Annotated in this window: 2 protein-coding genes; one reads left to right on the top strand and one right to left on the bottom strand. The window is 75.6% G+C overall.

All coding sequences use genetic code 11. The features are described 5' to 3' along the window. Positions 1–78: 78 nt before the first annotated feature. Entirely contained in the window at positions 79–717 is a 639-nt protein-coding gene (locus AC51EU_RS29775; protein ID WP_496270200.1) for a TetR/AcrR family transcriptional regulator, read from the bottom strand. A gap of 328 nt (positions 718–1,045) precedes the next feature. Here AC51EU_RS29775 and AC51EU_RS29770 point away from each other — a divergent pair, with 328 nt between their 5' ends. Next, positions 1,046–2,230, top strand: a complete 1,185-nt coding sequence (locus AC51EU_RS29770; protein ID WP_496270199.1) for an alpha/beta hydrolase — start codon at positions 1,046–1,048, stop codon at positions 2,228–2,230. Positions 2,231–2,259 lie beyond the last annotated feature (29 nt).

The raw sequence follows: 2,259 nt of genomic DNA, 5'->3' as shown, positions 1-2,259 counted from the left end.
GGAGCGGGACGCACCGGGGCCGCGCGGCCAGCGTGCGTGCCGGGCGTCGCGCGGCGGGCGGGACCTTCGCGACCGGCCCTACGCGCCCTGCTCCCGCCCCGCCCTCAGCCCGCCGAGGGTCAGCGTCAGCAGCCGGTCGGCCAGCTCCGGGTCGTCCGGGGACTCCTCGGCGGCCAGTGCGATGCCGTTGGTCAGCTGCATCAGGTCCCCGATGGTCACATCGCGGCGCACCGCCCCGGCCCGCTGGGCGCGCGCCAGCAGCGCCGCCCCCGCCTCGTGCATCGGGACGCTGCACCGCGCCATCCCCGACGTCTCGTCCGCCGACGCCGCCATCAGGGCGCGCGACAGCCCCCGGTACGTGCCGGCGTGGGTGATGATCGCGCGCAGCCAGTCGACCAGCGCCCGGCACGGCTGCGGCGCGTCGGCCAGTTCCTTGGCGCGCGCCAGCAGCGCGTCCACCTCGCTCTGGAACACCGCGCTCATCAGCGCCGTACGGTGCGGGAAATGCCGGTAGAGGGTGCCGATACCGACGCCCGCGCGGCGCGCGATGTCCTCCAGCGAGGTGTCCGTACCGCGTTCGGTGAAGGCGGTACGTGCCTCCGTGAGCAGCCGCTCATAGTTGCGCCGCGCGTCGGCCCGCATGGGGCGCGCCTGCGGGGCCCCCGCCGGTCGCACGCCCGTGTGCCGCTGCCGCTGCCCTGCCGTCTCGGTCGCCATCGCCGTCCTCCCTCGCCCGGCCGGTCCCGTCCGGTGCGTCCAGGATGCCACCGCGGCGGGCGGCGTCAGGACACGAGCGCGGCGCCGGGCCGTCCACCGGACGTCGCCGCCCGGTGGACGGCCGCCGTACGGCGCCCCAACCCGCGGTGTCGGCCCGGCGGCGGATGCGCGAACACCTCCGGCGCCCCGCAACGCCCCTGCGCCAAGAGGCATCAAACGGGACGCAACGAGGTCTTCCGGGCCCCGCACAGGGGCGCCACGGCGGACCGGGCACACCTCGCGGCGCGCCGGCAGCACACGCGCCGCACCGGACATCTGGGGAAGACGCATGGGGCTGACCAGCCGAGCGCTGTTGTTCGCCGTCGTCGCGGTCGCCGTGGCCTGCGTGGGACTGAGCCTGTGGCTGTGGCCGCGGTTCGCCGGACGCGGGCCCCGGGCGATGCTCGGCCGCCTGGGAACGATCGCCGCGACCCAACTGGCCGTCGTCGCGTCCCTCGGCCTCGCCGTGAACACCCACTTCCAGTTCTACGGCTCCTGGCACGAACTGCTGGGCCTCTACGACGACGCGCCCGCCGCCGTCGGCAAATGGGGCGACGGCGGCCTCGCCGGCCCCGCGGGCGACCCGTCCCAGGGCCTGGTGCAGGCGTCCGGCCCCGAGGGCCTCGACAAGGTGCACGGCCTGCCCCGGGGCAAGCCGGAACTGGCCGGCAAGGTGGAGACCGTACGGATCGTCGGCCGGCGCACCCGGGTGGTCAACCCCGCCTATGTGTACCTCCCGCCCCAGTACTTCCAGCCGCAGTACGCGCGCCAGCGGTTCCCCGTCGTCGTCGCGCTCAGCGGCTACCCCGGCGGGGTGTTCCTGCTGGGCCAGCACCTGCGGCTGCCGCAGACGGCGGGCGCCCTGATCCGCGCCGGGAAGATGCAGCCCACCGTCATCGTGATGCTGCGGCCCACCATCGCCCCGCCGCGCGACACCCAGTGCGTCGACGTGCCGGGCGGGCCGCAGGCCGAGACGTTCTTCGCCCGCGACGTCCCGGAGGCGCTCCGGTCCCGCTACCGCGTCGGGCACGACCCGGGCGGCTGGGGCCTGCTCGGCTACTCCTCGGGCGGCAGCTGCGCCCTCCAACTGGCCATGCGCCACCCCCGTACGTACACCGCCGCGGCCGCCCTCTCGCCCGACTACCGGGCCAGCGCCGACCCCACGACCGGTGACCTCTTCGGCCAGGCCAGGGACCGGGTGCGCCGCAAGCAGGAGCACGACCTGATGTGGCGGCTGGCGCATCTGCCCGCGCCGCAGGTGTCGGTGCTGGTGGGCACCAGCCGCTCGGGGGAGAAGAACTACCCGGCGGCCAAGGCGTTCCTGGAGGCCGTCCGGCCGCCGATGCGGGCGGAGGGCCTGGTCCTCGACCACGGCAGCCACAACTTCGCCACCTGGCGGCGGGAGTTGCCGTCCGCGCTGCGCTGGATGAGCCGGGAGCTGACGTTCCCGGAGGACGTGGTGGGCAACTCCTGACCGCATGACGGAGGGCCGGTCACCTCGGT

The organism is Candidatus Streptomyces philanthi (genome assembly GCF_059553635.1).
Note: the sequence above shows the minus strand (reverse complement) of the source record. Positions and strands in the feature narration are given on the sequence as shown.